Origin of the sequence: Enterobacter sp. CCUG 70166 (genome assembly GCF_020224095.1) — a bacterium.
GTDB lineage: Bacteria > Pseudomonadota > Gammaproteobacteria > Enterobacterales > Enterobacteriaceae > Enterobacter > Enterobacter intestinihominis.
This window is the reverse complement of sequence record NZ_NRIQ01000025.1, coordinates 1-4,128: the sequence shown is the minus strand read 5'-3', so window position 1 is coordinate 4,128 and position 4,128 is coordinate 1. Positions and strand designations below refer to the sequence as shown.

Here is a 4,128-nt window from a genome sequence, read left to right as displayed (position 1 = left end):
GCGCTTTATCCGTGTTGATGGGGAGCCCGCAGAATTCGGAAAAAATCGTACGCTAAGGTTTTCCGGGCATCCGTAAGGGCCGAAACTTCCCGTCTTCCAGTCTGCGGCTCTGCCGCCAGACGTAATCGCCGGTTAGGTTGATGTGCTCCCAGCCCAGCGGCGACAGGAATTGCAGCAGCTCGCCGTCCACCGGCTTGCCGGCCTCGACCAACCCCTGGGTGGCGCGTTCCAGGTACACCGTGTTCCACAGCACGATAGCCGCCGTCACCAGGTTGAGGCCGCTGGCCCGGTAGCGCTGCTGCTCGAAGCTCCGATCCCTGATTTCCCCAAGGCGGTTGAAGAACACCGCCCTGGCCAGCGAGTTGCGCGCCTCACCTTTGTTCAGGCCGGCATGCACGCGGCGGCGCAGTTCAACACTTTGCAGCCAGTCCAGGATGAACAGCGTGCGCTCGATCCGGCCCAGCTCGCGCAGGGCCACGGCCAGTCCGTTCTGGCGCGGGTAGCTGCCGAGCTTGCGCAGCATCAGCGAGGCGGTGACGGTGCCCTGCTTGATCGAGCTGGCCAGGCGCAGGATGTCGTCCCAGTGGGCACGCACGTGCTTGATGTTCAGGGTGCCGCCGATCAGCGGGCGCAACGTCGGGTAGGCTTGCACGCCCTGCGGCACGTACAGCTTGGTTTCGCCGAGGTCGCGGATGCGCGGCGCGAAGCGGAAGCCTAGCAGGTGCATCAGGGCAAAGACGTGATCGGTGAAGCCGGCCGTGTCGGTGTAGTGCTCCTCGATCCGCAGGTCGGACTCGTGGTACAGCAGGCCGTCGAGCACATAGGTGGAATCGCGGACGCCGACATTCACCACGCGGGTGCTGAACGGCGCGTACTGGTCGGAGATATGGGTATAGAACAGCCGTCCCGGCTCGCTACCGTACTTCGGGTTGACGTGCCCGGTGCTCTCGCCCCGGCCACCCGCGCGGAAGCGCTGGCCATCGGAGGATGAGGTCGTGCCGTCGCCCCAGTGGGCGGCAAAGGCGTGGCGATACTGGTGGTTGACCAGCTCGGCCAAGGCCGCCGAATAGGTTTCGTCGCGGATGTGCCAGGCTTGCAGCCAGGACAGCTTGGCGTAGGTCAGGCCGGGGCTCGACTCGGCCATCTTGGTCAGCCCGAGGTTGATCGCATCACCGAGGATTGCGGACAGCAGCAACGTCCTGTCTTTGGCCTCGGCCCCGTCCTTCAAGTGGGTGAAGTGGCGGCTGAAGCCCGTCCAGTCGTCCACGTCCATCAGCAGTTCGGTGATCTTGATGCGCGGCAGTAACTGGCTGGTTTGGTCGATCAGCGCCTGCGCCCGATCCGGCACCGCCGCATCCAGCGGGGTGATTTTCAGCCCTGACTCGGTGAGGATGGCATCGGGCAGCTCGTTGTCCTTGGCCAGGCGGGTGACGGTGGCCAACTGCTCGTCCAGCAGCTGCAAACGCTCTTCCAGGTACTGGTCGCTGTTCGGGTTGATCGCCAGGGGCAGGGCCTGCTCGCGCTTGAGTGCGGCGAACTTCTCGGCCGGCAGCAGGTAGTCGTCGAAGTCGCGGAACTGCCGCGAGCCCTTGACCCAGATGTCGCCGGAGCGCAGGGCGTTCTTCAGCTCGGACAGGGCGCAGATTTCGTAGAATTTCCGGTCGAGGCCTTCCGGGGTGATCACCAGCGGCTTCCAGCGCGGCTTGATGAAGGCCGTGGGTGCATCGGCCGGCACCTTGCGCAGGTTGTCGGCGTTCATCTCACGCAGGGTCTGCACGGCTGCCAGCACGCCTTGCGCGGCCGGCGCGGCGCGCAGTTCCAGCACCTCCAGCAAGGCCGGCGTGTAACGGCGCAGGGTGGCGAAGTTCTCGCCGACCAGGTGCAGGTGGTCGAAGCCTTCCGGCCGGGCCAGCAGCTCGGCCTCGCTGACGCTCTCGGTGAACTCGTCCCAGGGAATCACCGCCTCGATGGCGGCATAGGGGTCGCTGCCGCTTTCCTTCGCTTCCAGCAGCGCCTGGCCGATCCTGGAGTACAGGCGCACCTTGTCGTTGATCGCCTTGCCCTGCTTCTGGAACTGCTGCTGATGCTTGTGCTTCGCGCCGCTGAACAGCTTGACCAGGATGCGGTCATGCAGATCGACCAGCTCATCGATCACGGTCGCGGTGCTCTCCAGCACCACGGCGGCCAGGGTCGCGTAGCGGCGCTGCGGCTCGAACTTACCGAGGTCTTTGGGCGTCATCTGCCCACCCTCGCGGGCCAGCTTGAGCAGGCGGTTCTGGTGGATGTGCCGGCCCAGGCCTTCGGGCAAGTCCACCAACTGAAATGTCTTCAGCCGCTCGATGTGTTCCAGCATGTGCCGAGAGTTGGGTTTCAGCGGTGCCTGGCGCAGCCAGGTCAACCAGGTGATGCTGCTGCCGGCCTTGAGCTTCAACAGCTCGTCCAGCTTGGCCCGATGCGAGTCCGTGAGTGGTTCGACCAGGGCGCGGTAGACCCGCCGATTGGCTCGCGCAATGGCTTCCGAGCAGGCCCGGTCAATCACGCTCAGCGCCGGCAGGATGCGTCGTTTCTGCCGTAGGCTCTCCAGGGCCTGACCGGCCAGCAGCAAGCCTTTGTCGGTCTGCTGGGCCAGCTCGGTTAGCTCGCGCACCAGGGCGCGGAAGTCGGACAGGCCGAACGGGGCCAGTTGCAGGTAGGTGCGCAGTTCCTGGGCATGCTCGCGACGGGTCACGTCGCGCTCGCCGTACTTTGCCCAGCTCGCCGGCTCGGCCTGGACTTGCTTCGCCACCCACAGGATGACCGGCTCGGGCAGCTCGCTGTCGGTTCCCAGCGCGTAACCGGGGTAGCGCAGCAGGCAGAGCTGCACGGCGAAGCCGAGGCGGTTGGCGTCGCCGCGTCGCTGGCGGATCAGCGACAGGTCGGAGTCGTTGAAGGTGTAGTAGCGGATCAGGTCATCCTGGCTTTCCGGCAGCGCAAGCAGGGTGTCCCGCTCCGTGGCCGAGAGGATCAAGCGACGCGGCATGTGTCAGTCGTCCGTGCGGAGGTACTGGTAGAGGGTTTCCCGGCTGATGTTGAACTCGCGGGCAAGCTGCGCCTTGGGCTCGCCGGCCGTCGCTCGCTGCCGCAGGGTAGCAGCCTGCTCATCGGACAGGGCTTTCTTGCGGCCCCGGTACGCGCCACGCTGCTTGGCCAAGGCGATGCCCTCACGCTGCCGCTCGCGGATCAGGGCGCGCTCGAACTCAGCGAAGGCCCCCATCACCGACAGCATCAGGTTGGCCATCGGCGAGTCCTCGCCAGTGAACACCAGGCCCTCCTTCAGGAACTCGATGCGCACGCCGCGCTGAGTCAGCTTCTGTACCAAGCGACGCAGGTCATCGAGGTTGCGGGCCAGCCGATCCATGCTGTGCACCACCACTGTATCGCCTTCGCGGACGAAGCTCAGCAGCGCTTCGAGCTGGGGGCGCTGGGTGTCCTTGCCCGATGCCTTGTCGGTGAACACCTTGCTCACCTGGGTTTGTTCCAGCTGGCGTTCCGGGTTCTGGTCAAAGCTGCTGACCCGGACGTAGCCGATGCGGTGCCCCTGCACGATGTCTCCTTGGTTGAAGGCGGCTTAAGTGCTCCTTCTGTTCCGTTGTGCCTCAAACCCCGTTTCTGTCAGGCTGAAATCTATGACCTTCGCGGGCATGTGTCAAAAAATGCGAAAGATGACTCTATTCTGACGAAGCGGCGCGGCCTTGCCTGACATCCAGTTAGGGTATGCCTCAACCTGACGGCGGCGAATCACAAGCGTCCGGTTTGACGCTGGTTTCGGTCGCAGTGCTGGCCCGCGCCTGGAAGCGCTGATAGCACTCCAGCCCGCAGAAATGCTCCACGTACTCGGCCCCTTCCGGCGTGAAGGCGGCATCGAGCGGGATTTCCTTGCAGCACACGCAGCAACTGGTGCTCGGTTCATTGGCGTTCATGGTGGTGTTCCTCCATTGGTTGACGAAGCCGACGAAGGCCGCCGCCGGCATCGGCCTGGCGAACAGGAAACCCTGCACCGTGTCGCAACCCGCCTGCCGCAACCACGCAAGGCAGTCGGGTGTTTCCACACCCTCGGCTACCACCTCCATTGTCGTTTTCAGAAGACGG

General features: G+C 64.8%; 3 protein-coding genes. All 3 read right to left on the bottom strand.

Annotation, left to right across the window (positions count from 1 at the left end; translation table 11 throughout):
* Positions 1–52: 52 nt before the first annotated feature.
* Positions 53–3,019 (bottom strand): Tn3-like element TnAs1 family transposase, encoded by a 2,967-nt coding sequence (locus CKK19_RS10770; protein ID WP_001138014.1) that lies wholly within the window; start codon positions 3,017–3,019, stop codon positions 53–55.
* 3 nt (positions 3,020–3,022) lie between these two features.
* On the bottom strand, positions 3,023–3,583 hold the full coding sequence (locus tag CKK19_RS10765) for a recombinase family protein (protein ID WP_001161490.1): 561 nt from the start codon (positions 3,581–3,583) through the stop codon (positions 3,023–3,025).
* A 175-nt stretch (positions 3,584–3,758) separates the two neighbouring features.
* Positions 3,759–4,128 (bottom strand): DUF3330 domain-containing protein (locus CKK19_RS10760; protein ID WP_033566662.1); only part of this gene is annotated, 370 nt, incomplete at its 5' end.

What these genes read in the sequence shown, in the direction of transcription:
- CKK19_RS10770 (WP_001138014.1), bottom strand. Translation starts at nt 3,019, where the DNA reads ATGCCGCGTCGCTTGATCCTCTCGGCCACGGAGCGGGACACCCTGCTT.